This is a genomic window from Paracidovorax cattleyae (assembly GCF_900104515.1).
GTDB classification, from domain to species: domain Bacteria; phylum Pseudomonadota; class Gammaproteobacteria; order Burkholderiales; family Burkholderiaceae_C; genus Paracidovorax; species Paracidovorax cattleyae.
In genome coordinates this window covers 69514-88246 of the sequence record NZ_FNJL01000025.1, presented here as the reverse complement: position 1 = coordinate 88246, position 18733 = coordinate 69514, and the positions used below count along the sequence as shown (strand labels likewise).

Genomic DNA, 18733 nt, shown 5'->3' with positions numbered 1-18733 from the left:
CCGGGGCGTTCGGCACTTGCTCAACGACGCAGGCTGCCCGACGCAGAACGCCTACATTGAGAGCTTCAACGGCAAGTTCAGGGATGAGTGCCTCAATGAGCAGTGGTTCGAGTCACTGCCACAGGCCAGGCAGGAGATTGCCCGATGGCGGCGGGACTACAACGAAGTACGCCCGCACAGCTCACTGGGGCGCATACCGCCGGCCAGTTTCGCCGCACAGCATCGCCAGCGCACTGGCGATGCTGTGCAACAACCGGAGATCAAGTAATCTCCAAACCCTTGGACTCGCTAACTCAACATTGGCACGGCTGAAGGGGGCAGGTCACCAAGACAGTCCGATAAGAGTAAAGCACCTAGAGTGCGCTTAGCCGATGGGACCTTGGCTAGCGAATTCCATCAGGGACCGTGGCAACGTGCTGCCATACAAGTCCGGATATACGCGTGCAATCTTGACCTTCCTGGCATCACGAATTGAAGGCTTGGCAAACCGGGGCGTCCTTATACGCTCTCAGAACGAGGCCGTCAAGGTCACGTAGTATGAACGGCCTGCTTCGTTGTACGTGCTGGCGCCCGCTCCATCGCTCGTGCTACCCCGGTAGAGTCGCTTGTCGAACAGATTCTTGACGCCGAATGAAGCACGGTAGTTCCTTGCTGTGTGGTATTGGATGCCGAGGCCGTAGATGGCATATGCAGATACGTTGTGCGCCTGATCTCCGGTCACAGGCAGACCGTAGCCTGAGCTGCGAGTCCGGGCTTTCTGCGTGCCATAGAAGGACGCGGTGAGCTGAGCGGAAATATCGCTGTTGACGCGCCAGTCGAGGGTGCTATTGATGGTGTACTTTGGGATGATCGACAGGGGCTGGTCTGTGTCCGAGTTCTTGTTCTCCAGCATGTACGTCAGGTTGTTCAGCAACTTGAGGTCACCACCACGATCTCCCAGAAGAGGGATGGTGAGATTGCCTTCAAAGCCTCTAACGATCGCTCGGCGGGCATTGACCCAACGATAAAGCGCACCGGATCCTGCCCCACGTCCCGCGCCAGGAATGTCGCTACCTGTCTGGTCCCAGACGTCAGCGTGGATCTTGTTCTTGTAATCGTTGTGGAAGTAGGTCAGGCCTGCATCAACGCCAGTACGGCCATTGAACGCAATCCCGATTTCCTTGTTGACGCTGGTCTCTGGTCTCAGGTCTGGGTTACCTTGGATATAGCAGCCATTCGGTCGAGCACCATCCACCGCCATACAGGCGTTGCCATTAGAGAAGAACAGATAGTTCGGATTCGTCTGGTATAGATTCGGTGCTTTGAATGCACGCGCGATGCCACCCTTGAGGCTGATCTCCGGCGTGAGGGCATACGTGGTGTTCAGGCTTGGGCTACCGTTGGTTCCAAACTGATCATGGTGATCGAATCGAACGCCGGGAGTAAGCACGAGCTTATCCGTGACGCTGACGTTGTCCTCGAGGTAGAAGGCGAAGCTCTGCGCGTCGATCTTGCCGGAGCGCGTGCCCGTTGTTGGCAGCCCGGGCACGAGGACCGTTCCCGCACTTGAAGTTCCTGATGTCGCATTCGGATCGTCGAGCTTCTCCTTCCTCCATTCGAGACCTGTGGTGAGCACGTGTTCTAGACCTCCGATCTTCAAGGGGGTGTAGAGCTCTCCGTTCACGAAGTAGTTGCCCAGTTCCGAGCGGATCATCTCGTTGGTGTTGGATATATCACCACCAGCGCCGAACTGATCCAGCGGATAGTTCTCGCGGCGTGTGCCTTCATACTGGAACACTAGGCGCGAAGTGCCGATGTCGCCCCACTTGCCGCGGTGCGTAACCGAGGCCGTGTTGCGATGCATGATATTGGTCTCAGCGCCAGCGTGAGCAAGCGTAGACTCCAGTGCCGTCCCGTTTGCTGAGACCGGCCGCTCGCCAGCGTAGATATTGCCTTGGCGACTCATGCCTGCCTCTAACTCCACTGTGTGATCAGGATTGATATCCCAACGCAGCAAGGCGTTCAGATCGCGATTGCGAACACCTTCTCGACCCGCTGGAGGCAATGTCGTTCCGTTGTTTGCGATGCCCGAGGCTGCGGCATTCAACTCCGCATTGTCGCCGTCCGTCTTTGCCACATTCCCGTACACGCGAAAGCTGAGACCTTCGGCGACGGGGCCCGCAAGGTTGAATCCCAGCCGGCGAGTGCTGCCTTCCAGGCTGTCTTCGGGAGCATCAAAGTATGTCGTGACAGAGCCCTGCAATGCCTTCGTGGGACGCTTCGTGATGATGTTCACCACGCCGCCCGCAGCGCCAGAGCCATAGCGAGCAGCTGCGGGGCCGCGAATAACCTCAACGCTTTCGATCGAATCGGCGGGCACCCAGTTGGAGTCCCCCCGAGAATCGCGTTCGCCGTTGCGCTGCATGCGAACCGCATTGCGAGACATGACGGGCTTACCGTCGATCAGGATCATGGTGTTCTCCGGCCCCATGCCGCGCAGGTCGATCTGACGGTTGTTGCCATAGGAGCCCGAGGAGGAGGCGCCCGTCAGGTTCACACCTGGTTGAGTCCGGATGAGCTCAGACATGTCGTTCACCGGGGGGCGCTTCTCGATGTCCTGCGCGGTGATGAGGGACACGCCGGGCGCTTGGCGAAGAGCCTCTTCAGCAGTAACCGTCACCGTCGGCAGTACCTTTGCGTCAGACAGCTGACTGGCAGCTGCTGCGGCGGCCGCAGGCACAGTTGCGCCGGTCACAGTTGCGATGCTGCGCAGACGATACTGGCGCGGACTGTCTTCAACGGCCTCTAGTCCGGTGCCCGAGAGCAGCTCATCCATCGCCTCGGCCACGCTGAAGCGTCCCCTCAACCCAGGACTGACCTTGCCCGCGGTCAAATCAGATGTGCTGACGATGAAGACCCCAGCAGAAGATCCAAATTGCGTCAGCACCGTGCTGAGTGCGCCTCCGTTGATCGAGTAGGCCTTGCGGTCATCAACGTTGTGATCGCCACGCGAGCCTCGGCGATCTTGACGCCCCTGGGCCGATGCATCTGCCGGCATTGCGCTCATAACCAGAATGCCGCCCGCTACTAGGAGGTGTGCGGCCAAGGCAATGGGAGCCCGGTTGTGTGGAACAGATGGCTTAATGAATCCGCCGGTCACGTCCCGACGGTGCAGATACTCGCTGCGCATGCAACTCTCCAGTGGATTTTGATGGTTGTGGAGTGATATCTCACTCAAATGAGGGAGCCTTGCGTGCTGCTTAGGCAACCTGCAAGCCAGGCCACAGGTTTTTCACATCGCTCCTTCATGTATTAATCGAACGACCTCAAGAAATGCGGAACTGATTCGCAACTGCAAATGGAGCAACGACGCATTTGTTGATGTCACTTTGCCCAGACGAGGCCGCCAGCGGTTGCCATAGCAGTGAGCGCTACATATGGGAGCCATCTAGCTCCATAGGTCATGAAGATCGCGACCGTGCAGGCCGCGACGGTGAGTGCGCCGAGCCAGATGGTTATCCCCACTGAGGTCCCAGCACTCCTGGTGCAAAGAAGCAGAGCTGCTGTGAGCAGGAAGACGCCAAATGAGCGCAGGAAGAGCCTCAACCAGCGGGATCCCACCCCACGAAGGACGTCGTCCACGTGCCTCTCCATTGCACTACCCAGGCATGCAAAGGCACAGAAGGACACAGCAATCACAAGCCAGACAGTCATTTATTCACCTCTAGAAGCTCCGCACCGTTCTGAGCTGTCTGACGCTTAGGGCTGGTCGGCACCTTCTTGGATCTCCGCGTCAGGAAGTACACGGTCGTGATGCAAGCTGCGGACAACACAAGCATCGATACCTCGAATATCACAAGGCTCCACTGCGCGTTCCGCACGCTAGATGTCAACGGCGCACCTCCTGTCCAACCGTTAACCAGCGGCAGCGACGCGAATGCGATAGCAGCGAGCGCCAGCTGCTCAATCCAGGCCGCTTTGTGCGATCGCAGAGCTGCATGGGCGAGGCTCAACACCCAGACGATGAAGAAGGAGCGGATCTCCCAGGCTGCTCTTTCGGAGAAGCCGGATGGAATGAATCGGCTCGCCAGGAAATACGCCGCTACCGCCAGGAGTAGCCCGCTTATGGCAGCGACGTTGAGAATCTCAACGCACCTGTGCCCTGCATGTCGGGTTTTCGCCTTATAGGTCGGGCTCCGCTTCACGAGCCAAAGCACCATCCCTGTCGCGACCATCGCCGCTCCAATGAGTCCGCTCACGAACAGCAGTAACCGCAACGCCGGACCGGCAAATCGGCCCAGATGCGGCGTTGTCAGGGCGTTCACCGTTGCAGCCCAAGCGGACGGAGCATCTGCTCGCTTCTCGCTCAGAACCCGGCCCGTGTCGGCGTCCAGAACCATACTGCGGCTGCTGCCGCGATCGAGCAAACTTGAGCCGCCAGCCTCACGAAGTTCGACAGTGGATCCCGACTTTCCTGGTCGAGTAACTGTGATGCTCGCGACATCCTGCCCACCCCAGCGCCGATGTGCAGTCACTATCATTGGACCAACAGGGGCCATCTCCACCCAGCCCTGCGGCTCAGTGTCAGCCGGGCGGGTACCACGCGCCCCGCCTCCGCCTGGAGCCCCCCCCGCACCATGTCCTCCACGGCTTTCCGCGAAATAGGTCTTCACGTCGCCATAGGTGCTTTGAATACCCCAGGGCATGATGGTCAGCATCAGAAGCAGAAGGCCGCTGAAGGTGATCATGATGTGGAATGGCAGGGCAAGAACGGCCGTCACGTTGTGTGCATCGAGCCACGACCTCTGCCCCTTACCTGGCCTGAAAGTGAAGAAGTCGACGAAGATCTTCTTGTGGGTGATGACACCACTCACGATGGCAGCGAACATGAACATGGTCGCGATGCCGACGATCCAGCGACTCCAATTTCGAGGCATGTTGTACAGCTCGAAGTGGAAGCGGTAGAGGAATCGTCCGCCAGCGGTCTCGCGCCTGGTCAGCTTCTCACCTGTAGATGCATCTAACTCGATGAGACGAGCGTTCCGCCCGCGGCCACGTCCGACCTGACTGGATGCCGCTTCAGCGCCGGGATCGGTCCAGGAAACACCAAGAGCGATCTGCCTCGGCGTTGGAAGGGAGATCGTCCAGCTACTTGCATTCGGTGCCAGTTCCTTGAGAGTGTCGACGGCCAGTTGCGGCGTCGCAGCAGTCGGAACGGACTGATGCATCCCAGGCTGCATCCATACGTCGATTTCATCGAGGATGTAGCTCAAGGTACCAGTCAGAAAGATCGCAAACAGCAGCCAACCGAGTACCAGCCCACTCCAGGTATGAAGCCATGACATGGACTGTCGGAGGCCTTCAGGTTTTCCGTCTGCTCTCATGGTCGAATCGGCGCGTTGATCCAGGCGGCAATGGCCAGGATGACCAGAAGAATGGCGATGCTCCTGACCGCCTTCAGCGTTGAACTGCAAGCGAAGACCATGACAACGGCCACGACCTGAATGAGAAACGCAAGGAGCGTCGAAGCGGCCACCGCATCTGCTCTTGAGGAGCCTGCGGCCACGTAAACCATGGCCAACAGATAGGCCGAAAGAGCCGAGGCAAGGTAGGCGCCGATCGTTCCCGCAAACACGCGGGCCAGCACTGACCACTGATACGGGCTAACCCGATTGATGAGAGGAAGGTCGTTGAGAGGGTTTTTCATGTGATTGGCACTTCCCCCGGGGAAAGCGCGGCGCAAGTTCTCCATCTCCTTAATCGAACGAGATGGAGAAAAGCGGAACTCACATGACCGGTCGTCTCAAGCTTTTTCGATACTGGTCCACCAGGGAAGCCGCTGGTGGATCGCAATCGGCAACACAGAGGCCATCATCTCCAGGGCCTTGTCCGTATCGTTGAGAGGGAAAGTTCCGACCACCCGGTGATCGGCCACGTCAGGCGACAGCGCAAGGTGGCCTCGCCTGTACCGGCGCAGGTCTGCCACTACGTCGGAGAACCGGTCGTCCTGGGCAACAAGCATTCCGTGGATCCAGGCTTCGCGAGCCGGATGCGCTGCAACGACCGATCCAACGGTATCGCCCAAGACGCGCAGTTGCTGGCCAGCCTTCAGCGTCAGCTCTCCGAGTTCTGTGCCGAATGAGAGCGAAACGCTTCCGTGATACACGGAAATGAGGCTTCCTTCGTCAGAAGAGAGGACGCCAAATCGGCTGCCGCGCGCCGTCATCCGCACGTGAGGAGCCTCCACAGAGAACATGCGACTGTGGCCCGGCTCTGCATGCACCAGTATCTCGCCCGCCACCATTTCAATCTGGCTTTCGCTGGAGCGCAGTGCATAATTAGCAGCTGTCGCGGTATTGAGCCAGAGTGCTGAGTGCTCATCCAACCGCAGCTCTCGAATCTCTCCGGTCCGGGTTCGAACGTCCGCGGCCATCGCGAGAATCTGCCCCTGAACAGCCTCGCGCTTCCATAGAAGCCCTCCAAAAACAGCCGCGCCAATGGCAGGCAGCGCAAGGAACCGCCGCCTGGACTGCCTCTTGGAAGCCTTCGCATAGGACTCGCCAATTTCGCGCTTCGATTCTGATCCGCGGATGGGCTCAAACCGCTGACTGATGCGCTCGACATAGCTCCATGCGGCACCATGGGATGGGTTCTGGGCCAACCAGGCAGCCAAGTCGCGCTCCTGCTTCTCGGAGGCGTTGCCGGAACGGAGCTCTGCGTACCACTGCGCAGCAGATTCAATCACCTCGTGTGGCAGCTCGCCAGGCAGGTGGTCACCAGCTGTGTCCAAAGACCCGTTGAGTGGCTTCACAGTTCTGGATGCTTGTCAGATGTGTTGCCTGCCGACGATGAGGCTCGGATCTCCAAGGCGATGCAATGAGCCATGGCGGCCGCAACGTACTTTCTCACCATTCGCGGCGAGACTCCTACCTGCTCCGCGACCTCGTTGTCGGTCATCTCGCATCCCACCGCCAGCACGAATGCGGTAGCCGCCTTGGCGGAGATCCCGTTCAGCATGCGGTCAATCTCTCCCATTGTCTGTAGCACGATCGCCTGGTGCTCTGCCGAAGGAACGAGGTCCTCGGGCAGGGATGTCAGCGTGTCCAACCATGCCTGTTCGATTTGGCGGCGACGCCAAAGATCTACACAAAGGCCGCCGGCCAGCTTCCTCAGGTATGAGCGAGCGGAGCCAGGATTCTCGAATGAGAGTGGCGAGCGAATGAGGCGTATGAAAGCATCCTGGGCCAGATCTGCCGCATCAGCGGCATGCCCGAGCCTGCGCTCTAGCCATGATTGCAGCCAAGAATGATGCGAACAGTACAACGCCGCGACGCCCTGGGACTGCTGAGAAGCCATGCGCAGACGTTGAAGGGTTCGGGTTTCTACCAGTCCAAGTATACAGGAATGACTTCTATTCGCAATAAAGCGCCTGGTCAGTCCTCGCGGCCTGCTGCCGTCTGGACTCCCGAGTGAGTCCGTCAAGCCAGTTGCCCCGGTCGCCGTGGCAAAGCGCCATGGCGACACCGCAGCGCACCGGCGTGAGACAGGCCAGTACAGCACCGATCTGACCGATACCGAATGGAGCCTGGTCGCGGACCTCTTCGAGCGTCCCGGAGGCAGCCGCGGTGCGCCAGCCTGCTACGAGCGTCGGCACTTGGTCGACGCCTGCTGCTACGTGCTGCGCACTGGCGGCTCCTGGCGGCTCCTGCCGTCGAGCTTCGCGCCGTGGCAGGCGGTCTACAAGGCCTTCATGCGATGGGTGGAAGTCGACGCCTTCGAGCAGATGCAGGACCGGCTGCGCCAACAATGGCGAACCCGCATGGGTGGCGCCGCCCAACCGAGTGCGGCCGTCATCGATGCGCAGTCCAACCGCGCATCACCGCAGGGCGGCGACTGCGGCTACGACGCAGGCAAAAAAGTCAAAGGCAGGACATGGCTGGAATGAGCGCTGGCGCCGCATGGTCATGCACCACGATCGCAAGACCTCGATCTCCACTGCCTGGGTCTGGCTCGCTGAGGCGCGTATCCTGCTCAGCAGGCTCGCGCTCGATGGTTGATTTCGTCTACACCCTCTTGATGTCCGCGTCTTGCTACGCCCCCACGGCGTGATTTTTCAGCCGCACTGACCTACTCGTCGAACAGCACCCTCAGCGTCACCTTCTCGGCCATCTTCCGGCCGCTTGCGCGCGCCAGTTCTAACGCCGACTCTCGGCGCTTCAGCCACGCGGACGCCAACATTCGGCGACTGAACGTCTGCGCCTCCCTGTGCACGACCTTCCCGCTCTGCTTCAGCCGGATCTGGGCCGTGTGTGAGAAGGTTCCGCTACTCTTCTTTCTTTACGTGCTCGTACCCATCTGGCAGTGCTACACGTTGGTCCTCATAGCACTCAATGTAGACCATGGCTTCAAAAATGGGTCGGAATAGTGCGAAAAGGCGGTAAATAGGAAGCCCGAAATGTTGCAAGCACCATCGCAAACTGTTGATTTAAAAGAAAACATCCAGAAAACAGTCCCCTGGCGCCTGTCCGTTGCGCCGATGATGGACTGGACCGACCGCCACTGCCGCTACTTCCACCGGCTGCTGAGCCGCCATGCCCTGCTCTACACCGAGATGGTGACGACCGGTGCGCTGGTGCATGGCGACGTGGAGCGGCACCTGCGCTTCAACGCCGAGGAACACCCGGTCGCGCTGCAACTGGGCGGCAGCGAGCCCGCCGACCTCGCGCATTCGGCGCGTCTCGGCGAGCACTGGGGCTATGGCGAGATCAACCTCAACTGCGGATGCCCCAGCGAGCGCGTGCAGCGCGGGGCCTTCGGCGCCTGCCTGATGAACGAGCCGCGCCTGGTGGCCGACTGCGTGAAGGCGATGGTGGATGCGGTGAGCGTGCCTGTCACCGTCAAGCACCGCATCGGGATCGGCCGCAGCGAAGACTACGCCTTCGTGCGGGATTTCGTCGGCGCGGTGGCCGAGGCCGGTTGCCGCGTGTTCATCGTGCATGCGCGCAATGCCTGGCTGGAAGGCCTGTCGCCGAAGGAGAACCGTGAAATCCCGCCGCTGCGCTACGACGTGGTGCACCGGCTCAAGGCCGAGTTCCCGGACCTCGTCATCGCGATCAACGGCGGCCTCGCCACCGACGCCGCGGTGCAGGAAGCGCTGGGCGGCGGCCTCGATGGCGCGATGATCGGCCGCGAGGCCTACCACAACCCCTGGTGGCTCGCCCGCTGGGATGCGCTGTATTTTGGCGGCGCCGAGTCCGCCCTCACCCGGGAGGCCGCCGAAGAAGCCATGGTGGACTACATGGCGCGCGAGGCGGCGCAGCACGGCACCTCGTGGTACTCCGTTGCGCGCCACATGCTGGGCCTGCGCAACGGGTTGCCCGGCGCGCGGCGGTGGCGGCAGGTCTGGAGCGACCACCGCCTCAAGCACCTGCCCGCACACGAGGTGATGGCCATCGCACGCACGCCGCCCCGGGTGGCTGCGGACGCCCTGCCCGGCTGAATACCGCGGGCCACGGTTCAGACGGCCGCGGCGCCCACCTGCGTGTCGATCCACTCCTTGAGCGGCAGGGGGTGAGCGTACAGATAACCCTGCATGGCGTCGCAGCCGTGCCGGGCCAGGAATTCCGCCTGGGTCTCGGTTTCCACCCCTTCGGCCACCACGCGCAGGCGCAGGTGCTGCGCCATGGACAGGATGGCGCGCACGATGGCCGCATCGTTGGGGTTCACCGGCGCGTCCTGCACGAAGCTGCGGTCGATCTTGAGTTCATAGAGCGGCAGCCGCTTCAGGTAGGCCAGGCTCGAATAGCCCGTGCCGAAATCGTCGATGGAAAAGCGCACCCCGAAGCGCACCAGTTCCGCCATGCGCTGCGCGGTGTCCTGCCAGTTTTCCACCAACAGGGTCTCGGTGACTTCCAGGATCAGGCGGGACGCCGGCGCGCCGCTGTAGGCCAGCGCATCGCGCACGTAGGCGACGAAATCGTCCTGCCGGAACTGGCGGGCGCTCACGTTGACGGAAATCGTCATGTCCCGGCCCGCCGCATGCAGCTGCGCCAGCGCGTCGCAGGCACGGCGGATCACACGGGCACCCAGGCGCAGGATCAACCCGGACTCCTCCGCGATGGCGACGAAGCGGGCGGGTGACACGTTGCCGTGCGCCGGATGATTCCAGCGCAGCAGCAGTTCGCCGCCGCAGACGGACCCGTCCCGGTCCATCTGGGGATGGATGTGGATCTCGAGCGCATCGTCGGCGATCGCCTGCGCCAGGTCCTGCTCCAGCGACAGCCGTTCCTGCGCGGCCGCCTGCATGTCGGCCTCGAAGAAGCGCACGCGGTGCGCGCCGGACGATTTGGCGCGGTACATCGCGGTATCGGCTTCGCGCAGCAGGTCCTCGACGGTTTCGCCCGCCTTGGGAAACAGCGTCACCCCGGTGCTGGCGGTGACGGAATAGCAGGTGCTGCCCAGGTCGTACGGCGCCTCCATCCCTTCGCGCAGCCGCGCCGCCATGGCCCCTGCGGCATCCACCCCGGCCTGCATGCCGTTGGCGATGCGGGGGATGAGCACCACGAACTCGTCGCCACCGATGCGCACCACGCTGCCGAACCCCTGCAGCAGACGCTCCAGCCGCCGCGCCACCTGCACCAGCAGGCGGTCGCCCGCCGCATGCCCGCGCGCATCGTTGAGCTGCTTGAAATTGTCCAGGTCGATGAAGAACAGTGCGCCGATGCGCCCGCCGCTGCGGGCCTGGTCCAGCGCCTCCTGCAGTTGCTCGAAAAGCAGCCGCCGGTTGGGCAGGCCCGTGAGCGCGTCGTAGTACGCCATGCGGTGCATCGCCGCCTCGGCATCGCGCCGGGCCGTGATGTCCCGGGCCAGGGCCACGTAGCGCGAGGCACCACCGCCCTGCCCTGCGGCGGCTTCCACGCCGCGCCGGCGCGCCACCGACAGCTCGAACCAGCGCTGCCCCATGGCGGTGTCCTGGTGGTACTGGCGGCCCAGCGACACCCCCTGGGATGCGGCTTCGCGCAGTGCCTGCATGAACTCGCGGGCCACCTCCGGCGGCAGGGCCTCCGCCAGCGTACGGCCTTCGAATGCCTGGCTGGGCTCATCGGACAACCCGGAGCGTGCCGAACGGTGGTAATGGATGCGGCCATCGGCGTCCAGTTCGAACAGCAGGTCCGGCACGGCCTGCAGGATGCCTTCCAGGTTGTCGCGGGCCGTGCGCAGCTCGCTCGTCATCGACTGGGCGAGTGCCGAAGCGCGCTGGTGGCCGGTGGCCTGCATGGCGATGAACCAGCCCGCCAGCACGCTGAAGAGCGCCCCCAGCCAGGCGATGAGCGCGTAGTTGTCGTGCCCGAGCCGGTGGTCGAAGGCAGGCAGGGGCTCCATGGTGAGCGTCCAGGGCCGGCCACCCACGATCAGCACGCGGACTGCGCGCAGCCGGTCGGCGGAAGCCGCCTGGGCCGGCTGGGCCGTGTCGCGGGAGTTGTAGAGCTCTCCGGCGTCCGCGTCGGCATCGCCGCCGGACAAACCATCCTGGATACGCAGCGACACGCCCGGATCCAGTTCGCCCAGCAGCGCACCGGCCACCGCGGCCACGCGGAACGGCGCCGCCACCCAGCCCTGGATCGCCGCGCGCCGTGCCTCCTGCGTGGCCGGTGTTCCCCCGCCGGCATAGACGGGCAGGAACATCATGAGGCCGGGATCGCCGTCACCGCCCACGCTCCAGAGGCCGGACAGCGCCAGCGCGCCTGAATCGCGCGCGCGGTCCAGGGCCTCGCGGGCGGCGGGCAGGCTGGCCACGTCGAAGCCCAGTGCCGTCAGGTTGCCGCGGGTGCGCGGCTCCACGCGGGTGATGACGGCATAGGCGCCTCGGTCCCCGCGCGAGCGCACCTCGTAGCGCTCCAGCCCCTGCGCCCGCATCGACTGCACATGCAGCCGCAGGCCGTCGTGCGGAATCTGCTCGATCAGGCACAGGGCCTGCAGCCCCGGCCGCGTCTGATCCATCTGCAGCGCATGCACATAGGCGGAGAATTCGCCCTGCTCGATGGACGTGGAGCCATCCACATAGCCCTTGAGACCGCGCAGCACCATTTCATAGGCGCCCATGCGGTCGCGCAGGGCCGACACCACCCTCTCGGCCGCCGCGTCGAAATTCTGGCGCCGCCGGGTTTCCTGCAGTTGCTCGGCATGGTGCCAGTACAGATAGGTGATTCCCAGCAGCGCCGCCGACAGCAGCGGCGCGAACGCCAGGCGCACGTGCCAGAACCGCGTCGGGCTGCTGCGGGGCGTGCCCGGACGGCGGGAGAGTGGAAAGAGGCTCATGCGCGGCGCAGCGTGGCACGAGCGGCGTGCGCTGGCAAGCCCCCGGGTCGCCGTGGCAGGCGGTATCCTTCACCCATCCGGCATGGGGCTACCATCGCCGTGCGCCGCCTTCGTTTCGGTACTTTTGCCTTTTTCATGACGTCGCTCGATTTTTCCAGGGAAGAAAGAGGCTTCGAAGCCTTCTACGAGCAGGAGCTGCCCGCCCTGCAATATGCCTGCGCCTCCTACATCGCCCTGCTGCAGTCCATTCTCTCGCGCACGCCCCACCTGGACATCACCAAGGTGGAAGGCCGGGTCAAGGACCGTCTGGAATGTATCGCGAAGTTCTCCCGCAAATACCGGGCTGCGCTGGAAGAAAGCAACACTCCCTACGAGATCCGGCACTACATCACCGACCTGATCGGGGTGCGCGTGGTCTGCCTGTACGAGGATGAGCTGGAAAAGGTTGCACAGGCCGTGCGCTCGCACTTCGACGTGATCGACGTGACCGACAAGGTCTCGGCCATGGAAAGCACCGAAGGCTCCTTCGGCTACAAGGGCCTGCACCTGGACCTGCGCCTCAACGCCGCGCAGGCCGGCCTGCCGGAGCATGCCGCCTACGCAGCCCAGCCTTTCGAGCTGCAGGTCCGCACCATCATCCAGGACTCCTGGAGCGTGCTGGACCACAAGATCAAGTACAAAAAGGCCATTCCGGGCCAGCTCAAGCGCCGCATCAACGTGCTGTCGGCCCTGTTCGAGCTCGCCGACCGCGAATTCCGCCAGATCCGCGACGAGACCGAGGCCGGACTGCGGCACGCGCCGGACGAGACCGAAGCGCCCGATTCCGCAGAGCCGGAGGCCGCCACGGCCGGGCCGCAGGAAGAGCGGCCGGCCCCTCCCGGCAGCGAGCTCAACGCCTTCACCTTCCTGAAGATCGCCAACCATTTCTTCAAGGACAGCGATTTCGATCCGCGCAAGGTGGACCTGTTCGTGGCAGATATAAGGGGCTGGGCTCCCGGCATCACCCGCGCCCGGTTCAACACCCTGCTGCGGGCCACCCTGGGCACCGTGAAACGCTACAGGCAGCATTTCGAGGAGGCGAATCCGCAGACCAGCTTCAATGCCTATACGGTCATACGGCACTGCCTCTACCTGGGCGACCGCGTCACCTTCCGCCGGGCGCTGCGCAACAGTTCGCGCGAGGCGTTCGAGGCATGGCTGCGCAACCATGGCTGACCCATTCCGGGCCCAAAAGGTGCACCCGCGGCGTGGTTACTTCAACTTACAGCTACTGAATCCATAGCACCAGCTCTTGTAGATACGGGGGCATACAGGTGTCGCGTTGGCGACTCCGTATCCGTAGTTTCACGCCATACGCCCGGCACGAACTGCTGCTATATTGCACTGCAACATTGTTCGCCGAGCCGTCCCCATGCTCTACAACCTCTACGAAACGCAGCGTTCCCTGATGGAGCCGTTCGCGGAACTCGCGCAGACCGTCTCCAAGATCTACAGCAACCCGGTTTCGCCGTTCAGCCACACGACCTACGCCCAGCGCATGTCCGCCGGCTACGACCTGCTGTACCGGCTCGGAAAGGACTACGAGAAGCCGGTGTTCGGCATCTCCACCGTCCAGGTGGACGGCCACGAGGTGGTCATCCACGAACGGGTGGAGCTGGACAAGCCCTTCTGCGAGCTGCGCCGCTTCAAGCGCTTCTGCGACAATCCCGGCACGCTCGAGACCATCAAGCGCCAGCCTGCGGTGCTGATCGTGGCACCGCTGTCCGGCCACTACGCCACGCTGCTGCGTGACACCGTGCGCACCATGCTGCAGGGCCACAAGGTGTTCGTCACCGACTGGAAGAACGCCCGCCTGGTGCCGCTGTCGGAGGGCGAATTCCACCTCGACGACTACGTGAACTATGTCCAGGAATTCATCCGCCTGCTGCAGTCCCGCTACGGCAACTGCCACGTGATGAGCGTGTGCCAGCCCACGGTGCCGGTGCTCGCAGCCGTCTCGCTCATGGCCAGCCGCGGCGAGAAGACGCCGCTGTCCATGACCATGATGGGCGGCCCGATCGACGCGCGCAAATCGCCCACCGCGGTGAACAACCTCGCCACCCAGCGCAGCTTCGAGTGGTTCGAGAACAACGTCATCTACCGCGTGCCGGACAGCTTCCCCGGCGCCGGACGCCGCGTGTACCCGGGCTTCCTGCAGCACACGGGCTTCGTGGCCATGAACCCCGACCGCCACGCCAAGAGCCACTACGACTACTTCAAGGACCTGATCAAGGGCGACGATGCCAGCGCAGAGGCGCACCGCAAGTTCTACGACGAATACAACGCCGTGCTCGACATGGACGCGGACTACTACCTCGAGACCATCAGGACGGTCTTCCAGGACTACGGCCTGGTCAACGGCACCTGGGACGTGCGCTCGCCCGAAGGCCAACCCGAGCGCGTGCGCCCGCAGGACATCCGCACCACGGCCCTGCTGACCATCGAAGGCGAGCTGGACGACATCTCCGGCTCGGGCCAGACGGAAGCCGCGCATGGCCTGTGCACGGCCATTCCCGAGAAGGACCGCCGCCACTTCGAGGTCAAGGGCGCGGGCCACTACGGCATCTTCAGCGGCCGCCGCTGGCGCGAGGTCGTCTACCCGCAGGTGCGGGACTTCATCCTCGCCCACGATCCGCAACCCGCCACCACGGTGGACAGCGCCTCCGTGCCCAGCGAAGACGCGCCCCGCCGCCGCACCGGAGCGGCCGCCGCGCCAGCGGACCTGCTGAGCGAAGAGCTGCCGACCGCTACCGCTGCACCGCAGGCGCGCAGCCGGCGCAGCGCGCCCAAGGCTTGACGGCATCCTCCGCCGCAGCCGCCAGCGTGCGCGGCCTGGCGGCCCGGATCGACGCGGCATTGCCGCAGACGCAGTGCACGCGCTGCGGCTATCCCGACTGTGCCGCCTATGCGGATGCGATCGCGCGGGGAGCCGCGGACATCAACCGATGCCCGCCGGGTGGGGCCGAAGGCGTCGCGCGCCTGGCGGCCCTCACCGGACGCGCGCCGCTGCCGCTCGATCCGCAGTGCGGAGCCGAGGCGCCGCGCGGCCTCGCCGTGATCGACGAGATGGCCTGCATCGGGTGCACACTCTGCATCAAGGCCTGCCCGACCGATGCGATCCTGGGCACCCACAAGCGCATGCATACCGTGATCGAGATCCACTGCACGGGATGCGAGCTCTGCATCCCCGTGTGCCCGGTGGACTGCATCGCGATGGAAAACGCTACCGGCCATGACACGGGATGGGCCGCATGGTCCGCCACGCAGGCCGGCCAGGCCCGGCAGCGCTACCATGTACACCGCCTGCGCACGGCCACGGACGAGCCGCGCATCCCGGCGGCCTCCGCACCGGCATCGGCACCGACCCGCGCCGGCACGGCGCCCGGGATCCGCTCCGGGCATGCCGAGGCGCAGGAAGCGGCCGCCGCCGCGCCGGCCGCAGGCGCCGATCCATCTCCCGAAGACCGCCGAGCCGCCATCGCCGCAGCCCTGGCGCGCGCCCGCGAGCGCCGGGGCGGCGGGCCGCACTGAGCGCAGCTCACCCCCGGGCCGCGAGCGACTTGTACACGCCGCATCCCAGGTACACGCCCTCGAGCGCCTGCACATACGACATTTTCGTCTGCACCTTGCCCGTGGCAGGGTTGGTGATGTCGTACTCCACCCAGCCGGGCGCGCGCTCGGCCTGCGCGACGATGTCCTCCACCAGCCGCGCGCCATCGATGCCGGGGATGTCCTGCACCCGGGTACCCACCTTGGCGGGATTGCCGCCGAAGGCGAGATAGGTACCGGCGCGGTCCAGCACGAAGACGTACATGTCCCGGTCATGGAAGGGCTGGGCCGGATCGGTCAGCTGCCGCAGGAAGGCCTCGCGGGAGCCTGCGGCCGCGCGCTGCGCCGCGGCCCGCGCCACCAGGGCCTGCGCCTCGTCGGCGGTACCCTGCTGCAGGCGGAAGGCCTGCACCGCCTTCGCCAGCGTGGCGGCACGGCTGCCGAGCGCCTCCGCCTGCTGCACGGCATGCCCCACCATGCGCGCGTTGTGCTGCGTGACTCCGTCGATCTGCTGCACGGCCGCGCTGATTTCGGCGAGCCCCGAACTCTGCTGGGCGCCCGAGCCCGAAATCTCGCTCACGTGGGCGGCCACGCCGCGGATGCCCTCCGCCATGCCGCCGATGCCGTCGCCCGCGGCGCGCATGAGCGCGGCGCTGGCCTTCACCTGCCGCACGGAATCGCCGATCAGGTCGCGGATCTCGCGCGCGGCCTGTCCGGAACGCTGGGCCAGCGTGCGCACCTCCGCCGCCACCACCGCGAAGCCCCGGCCCTGCTCGCCCGCACGCGCGGCCTCCACAGCCGCGTTGAGGGCGAGGATGTTGGTCTGGAACGCGATGGAGTCGATCACCCCGGTGATCTCCGCCATGCGCCGCGCGCCCTGCTGGATCGCCTGCACCGAATCCACCGCGCGGCCCATGGCCTGCGTGCCCTCGTCGGCCGACGCGCGCAGCTCCGACGCCCGCCGGTCCGCCGCCTGGGCCGTCTGCGCGTTCTGCTGCACCGCGGCCACCAGTTGCTCCACGCTGGCGGCAGTCTGCTCCAGGCTGGCGGCCTGCTGCTCCGTGCGCTCGGCCAGGGCCCGGTTGTCCACGGCCAGGCTGTGGCCGGCATGCGCGACCAGCGCTGCATTGCTGCGGATGTCGGCCACCATGGAAGAGAGCGTCACCACCATGCGGGCCAGCGACTGCGCCAGCACCGCCGGCTCGTCCCGCCCGCCGGACGGCACGGAACGCGACAGATCGCCACGCGCGGCCGCTTCCATGGCGTCGGCCACGCGGCCCAGGTCTTCCGCCAGCCCCGCCGCCAGCGCCAGGCCGAGATAGACCAGCACCAGGCCGCACGCGGAGGCCACGCCGGCACCGGCGGCCATGCCCCCGGTGGCGCTGGCCCACACGGTGAGGCCCAGCGCCGCCAGCGCGGCGCCCGTGCACAGCGCCAGCTTGGAGGGAATCCGCAGTCCGCGCAGAAGCCGGACGCCCGGGCGCAGCGGCAGGAAAGCAGCCATGCTCTTGTCTCCTCTTTTCTCGTCATCCATCGTAGTAGCCCCCGGATGGTATTGGCGGGCACTTACGGTGGATTGACAAGGCGGGAATACGCCGAGCCGGCGCGGGCGGCATCCCGCGCAGCCCCGATAATGGCGCCCCATGAATCCCCTGCTCACCCATTTGCAGCCCTATCCGTTCGAGCGGCTGCGGCAGCTTTTCGCGGGGGTGCAGCCCCCCACCGGGCTTTCGGCCATCAGCCTCGGCATGGGCGAACCCCGCCACCCCACGCCGGCTTTCATCCAGCAGGCCCTGACGGACCACCTGGGCGGCCTCGCCAGCTACCCCGCCACCGCGGGTGATCCCCGCCTGCGCGAAGCCTGCGCCCAATGGCTGCACCGGCGCTACGGCATCGCAGTGGACGCCGCGACCCAGGTCCTGCCCGTGAACGGCTCCCGCGAGGCCCTGTTCGCATTCACCCAGACGGTGATCGACCCCACGCGCGAAGGCGCGACCGTGGTGTGCCCCAATCCCTTCTACCAGATCTACGAAGGCGCCGCGCTGCTGTCCGGCGCGCAGCCGTACTACGCCCCCAGCGACCCGGCGCGCAATTTCGCGGTGGACTGGGACCGCGTGCCCGAGGACGTCTGGAAGCGCACGCAGTTGCTTTTCGTCTGCTCGCCGGGCAATCCCACGGGTGCCGTCATGCCGCTGGCCGAGTGGGAAAAGCTCTTCGCGCTCAGCGACCGCCACGGCTTCGTGATCGCCTCCGACGAGTGCTACAGCGAAATCTACTTCCAGGGCGGCCCGCCGCTCGGCGGCCTGGAAGCCGCGGTGCGCCTGGGCCGCACGGGTTTCCGCAACCTCGTCGCCTTCACCAGCCTGTCCAAGCGCAGCAACCTGCCCGGCCTGCGCAGCGGCTTCGTGGCGGGCGATGCGGCCCTGATGAAGGCCTTCCTGCTCTACCGCACCTACCACGGCAGCGCCATGGGGCCGGCCGTGCAGGGAGCCAGCATTGCCGCCTGGAGCGACGAGGCGCATGTGGAGGAGAACCGCGCCCTCTACCGGCGCAAGTTCGAGCAGGTCACGCCGCTGCTCGCCCAGGTGATGGACGTCGCACTGCCCGACGCAGGCTTCTACCTGTGGGCCCGCGTGCCCGAGCGCCTGCGGATGGACGACGCAGCATTCGCCCGCGCCCTCCTCGCTCAATACAATGTGACCGTGCTGCCGGGCAGCTACCTCGCACGCGAATCCGGCGGCCGCAATCCCGGTGCCGGGCGCGTGCGCATGGCGCTCGTGGCCGAGGTCGAGGAATGCCTCGAAGCCGCGCGCCGCATCGTGCAATTCATCCAATCCCATCCCTGATT

At 64.9% G+C, this 18733-nt stretch carries 14 protein-coding genes and 1 pseudogene; 7 read left to right on the top strand and 8 right to left on the bottom strand.

The genetic code is table 11. The features are described from left to right. Window positions 1-268: integrase core domain-containing protein (locus tag BLR05_RS18795; RefSeq protein ID WP_143015956.1), on the top strand; the 268-nt coding region annotated here is incomplete at its 5' end. 240 nt (window positions 269-508) lie between these two features. Here BLR05_RS18795 and BLR05_RS18790 read toward each other — a convergent pair. The 6 genes from BLR05_RS18790 to BLR05_RS18765 form a co-directional block, all read right to left on the bottom strand. Beyond that, complete coding sequence (locus BLR05_RS18790; protein WP_092837265.1) at window positions 509-3169, bottom strand: FepA family TonB-dependent siderophore receptor; 2661 nt, start codon at window positions 3167-3169, stop codon at window positions 509-511. A gap of 194 nt (window positions 3170-3363) precedes the next feature. Further along, the gene (locus BLR05_RS27660; RefSeq protein ID WP_092837262.1) at window positions 3364-3693 is read right to left on the bottom strand and encodes a DUF3325 domain-containing protein; all 330 of its coding nucleotides are present in this window, start codon (window positions 3691-3693) and stop codon (window positions 3364-3366) included. After that, the gene (locus BLR05_RS18780; protein ID WP_225979365.1) at window positions 3690-5324 is read right to left on the bottom strand and encodes a PepSY-associated TM helix domain-containing protein; all 1635 of its coding nucleotides are present in this window, start codon (window positions 5322-5324) and stop codon (window positions 3690-3692) included. Before BLR05_RS18780 ends, BLR05_RS27660 begins: the two co-directional genes overlap by 4 nt. A gap of 35 nt (window positions 5325-5359) precedes the next feature. After that, complete coding sequence (locus tag BLR05_RS18775; RefSeq protein WP_092837256.1) at window positions 5360-5686, bottom strand: hypothetical protein; 327 nt, start codon at window positions 5684-5686, stop codon at window positions 5360-5362. Between the two features lie 96 nt (window positions 5687-5782). Beyond that, window positions 5783-6790: a FecR domain-containing protein gene (locus BLR05_RS18770; protein ID WP_092837253.1), complete on the bottom strand. Its 1008-nt coding sequence runs from the start codon at window positions 6788-6790 to the stop codon at window positions 5783-5785. Continuing rightward, window positions 6787-7335, bottom strand: a complete 549-nt coding sequence (locus tag BLR05_RS18765; protein WP_092837250.1) for a sigma-70 family RNA polymerase sigma factor — start codon at window positions 7333-7335, stop codon at window positions 6787-6789. The genes BLR05_RS18770 and BLR05_RS18765 overlap by 4 nt, the downstream gene beginning before the upstream one ends. Window positions 7336-7486: 151 nt before the next feature. Between BLR05_RS18765 and BLR05_RS18760 the strand changes: the two are divergent. After that, window positions 7487-8036, top strand: a pseudogene (locus BLR05_RS18760) (transposase); the annotation flags it as partial. Between the two features lie 398 nt (window positions 8037-8434). Further along, entirely contained in the window at window positions 8435-9478 is a 1044-nt protein-coding gene (dusA, locus tag BLR05_RS18755) for a tRNA dihydrouridine(20/20a) synthase DusA (protein ID WP_092837248.1), read from the top strand. A gap of 17 nt (window positions 9479-9495) precedes the next feature. Here the strand turns inward: dusA and BLR05_RS18750 are convergent, their stop codons facing one another. Then, window positions 9496-12297, bottom strand: a complete 2802-nt coding sequence (locus BLR05_RS18750) for a bifunctional diguanylate cyclase/phosphodiesterase (protein ID WP_092837245.1) — start codon at window positions 12295-12297, stop codon at window positions 9496-9498. Between the two features lie 135 nt (window positions 12298-12432). Here BLR05_RS18750 and BLR05_RS18745 point away from each other — a divergent pair, with 135 nt between their 5' ends. The 3 genes from BLR05_RS18745 (at window position 12433) to BLR05_RS18735 (ending at window position 15867) form a co-directional block, all read left to right on the top strand. Beyond that, window positions 12433-13512, top strand: a complete 1080-nt coding sequence (locus tag BLR05_RS18745; protein ID WP_092837242.1) for a GTP pyrophosphokinase — start codon at window positions 12433-12435, stop codon at window positions 13510-13512. A 196-nt stretch (window positions 13513-13708) separates the two neighbouring features. Further along, complete coding sequence (locus BLR05_RS18740; protein ID WP_092837239.1) at window positions 13709-15133, top strand: polyhydroxyalkanoate depolymerase; 1425 nt, start codon at window positions 13709-13711, stop codon at window positions 15131-15133. Next, window positions 15130-15867: an RnfABCDGE type electron transport complex subunit B gene (locus tag BLR05_RS18735; protein WP_092837236.1), complete on the top strand. Its 738-nt coding sequence runs from the start codon at window positions 15130-15132 to the stop codon at window positions 15865-15867. Before BLR05_RS18740 ends, BLR05_RS18735 begins: the two co-directional genes overlap by 4 nt. 7 nt (window positions 15868-15874) lie before the next feature. Here the strand turns inward: BLR05_RS18735 and BLR05_RS18730 are convergent, their stop codons facing one another. Further along, complete coding sequence (locus tag BLR05_RS18730; protein ID WP_092837273.1) at window positions 15875-17389, bottom strand: methyl-accepting chemotaxis protein; 1515 nt, start codon at window positions 17387-17389, stop codon at window positions 15875-15877. 139 nt (window positions 17390-17528) lie between these two features. On the opposite strand from BLR05_RS18730, the gene dapC reads away from it, so the two are divergent. Then, window positions 17529-18731 (top strand): succinyldiaminopimelate transaminase, encoded by a 1203-nt coding sequence (gene dapC, locus BLR05_RS18725; protein ID WP_092837233.1) that lies wholly within the window; start codon window positions 17529-17531, stop codon window positions 18729-18731. The last annotated feature ends 2 nt before the right edge of the window (window positions 18732-18733 follow it).

What these genes read in the sequence shown, in the direction of transcription:
- BLR05_RS18790 (WP_092837265.1), bottom strand. Translation starts at nt 3,169, where the DNA reads ATGCGCAGCGAGTATCTGCACCGTCGGGACGTGACCGGCGGATTCATT.
- BLR05_RS27660 (WP_092837262.1), bottom strand. Translation starts at nt 3,693, where the DNA reads ATGACTGTCTGGCTTGTGATTGCTGTGTCCTTCTGTGCCTTTGCATGC.
- BLR05_RS18780 (WP_225979365.1), bottom strand. Translation starts at nt 5,324, where the DNA reads ATGTCATGGCTTCATACCTGGAGTGGGCTGGTACTCGGTTGGCTGCTG.
- BLR05_RS18775 (WP_092837256.1), bottom strand. Translation starts at nt 5,686, where the DNA reads ATGAAAAACCCTCTCAACGACCTTCCTCTCATCAATCGGGTTAGCCCG.
- BLR05_RS18765 (WP_092837250.1), bottom strand. Translation starts at nt 7,335, where the DNA reads ATGGCTTCTCAGCAGTCCCAGGGCGTCGCGGCGTTGTACTGTTCGCAT.
- dusA (WP_092837248.1), top strand. Translation starts at nt 8,435, where the DNA reads ATGTTGCAAGCACCATCGCAAACTGTTGATTTAAAAGAAAACATCCAG.
- BLR05_RS18750 (WP_092837245.1), bottom strand. Translation starts at nt 12,297, where the DNA reads ATGAGCCTCTTTCCACTCTCCCGCCGTCCGGGCACGCCCCGCAGCAGC.
- BLR05_RS18745 (WP_092837242.1), top strand. Translation starts at nt 12,433, where the DNA reads ATGACGTCGCTCGATTTTTCCAGGGAAGAAAGAGGCTTCGAAGCCTTC.
- BLR05_RS18740 (WP_092837239.1), top strand. Translation starts at nt 13,709, where the DNA reads ATGCTCTACAACCTCTACGAAACGCAGCGTTCCCTGATGGAGCCGTTC.
- BLR05_RS18730 (WP_092837273.1), bottom strand. Translation starts at nt 17,389, where the DNA reads ATGGCTGCTTTCCTGCCGCTGCGCCCGGGCGTCCGGCTTCTGCGCGGA.
- dapC (WP_092837233.1), top strand. Translation starts at nt 17,529, where the DNA reads ATGAATCCCCTGCTCACCCATTTGCAGCCCTATCCGTTCGAGCGGCTG.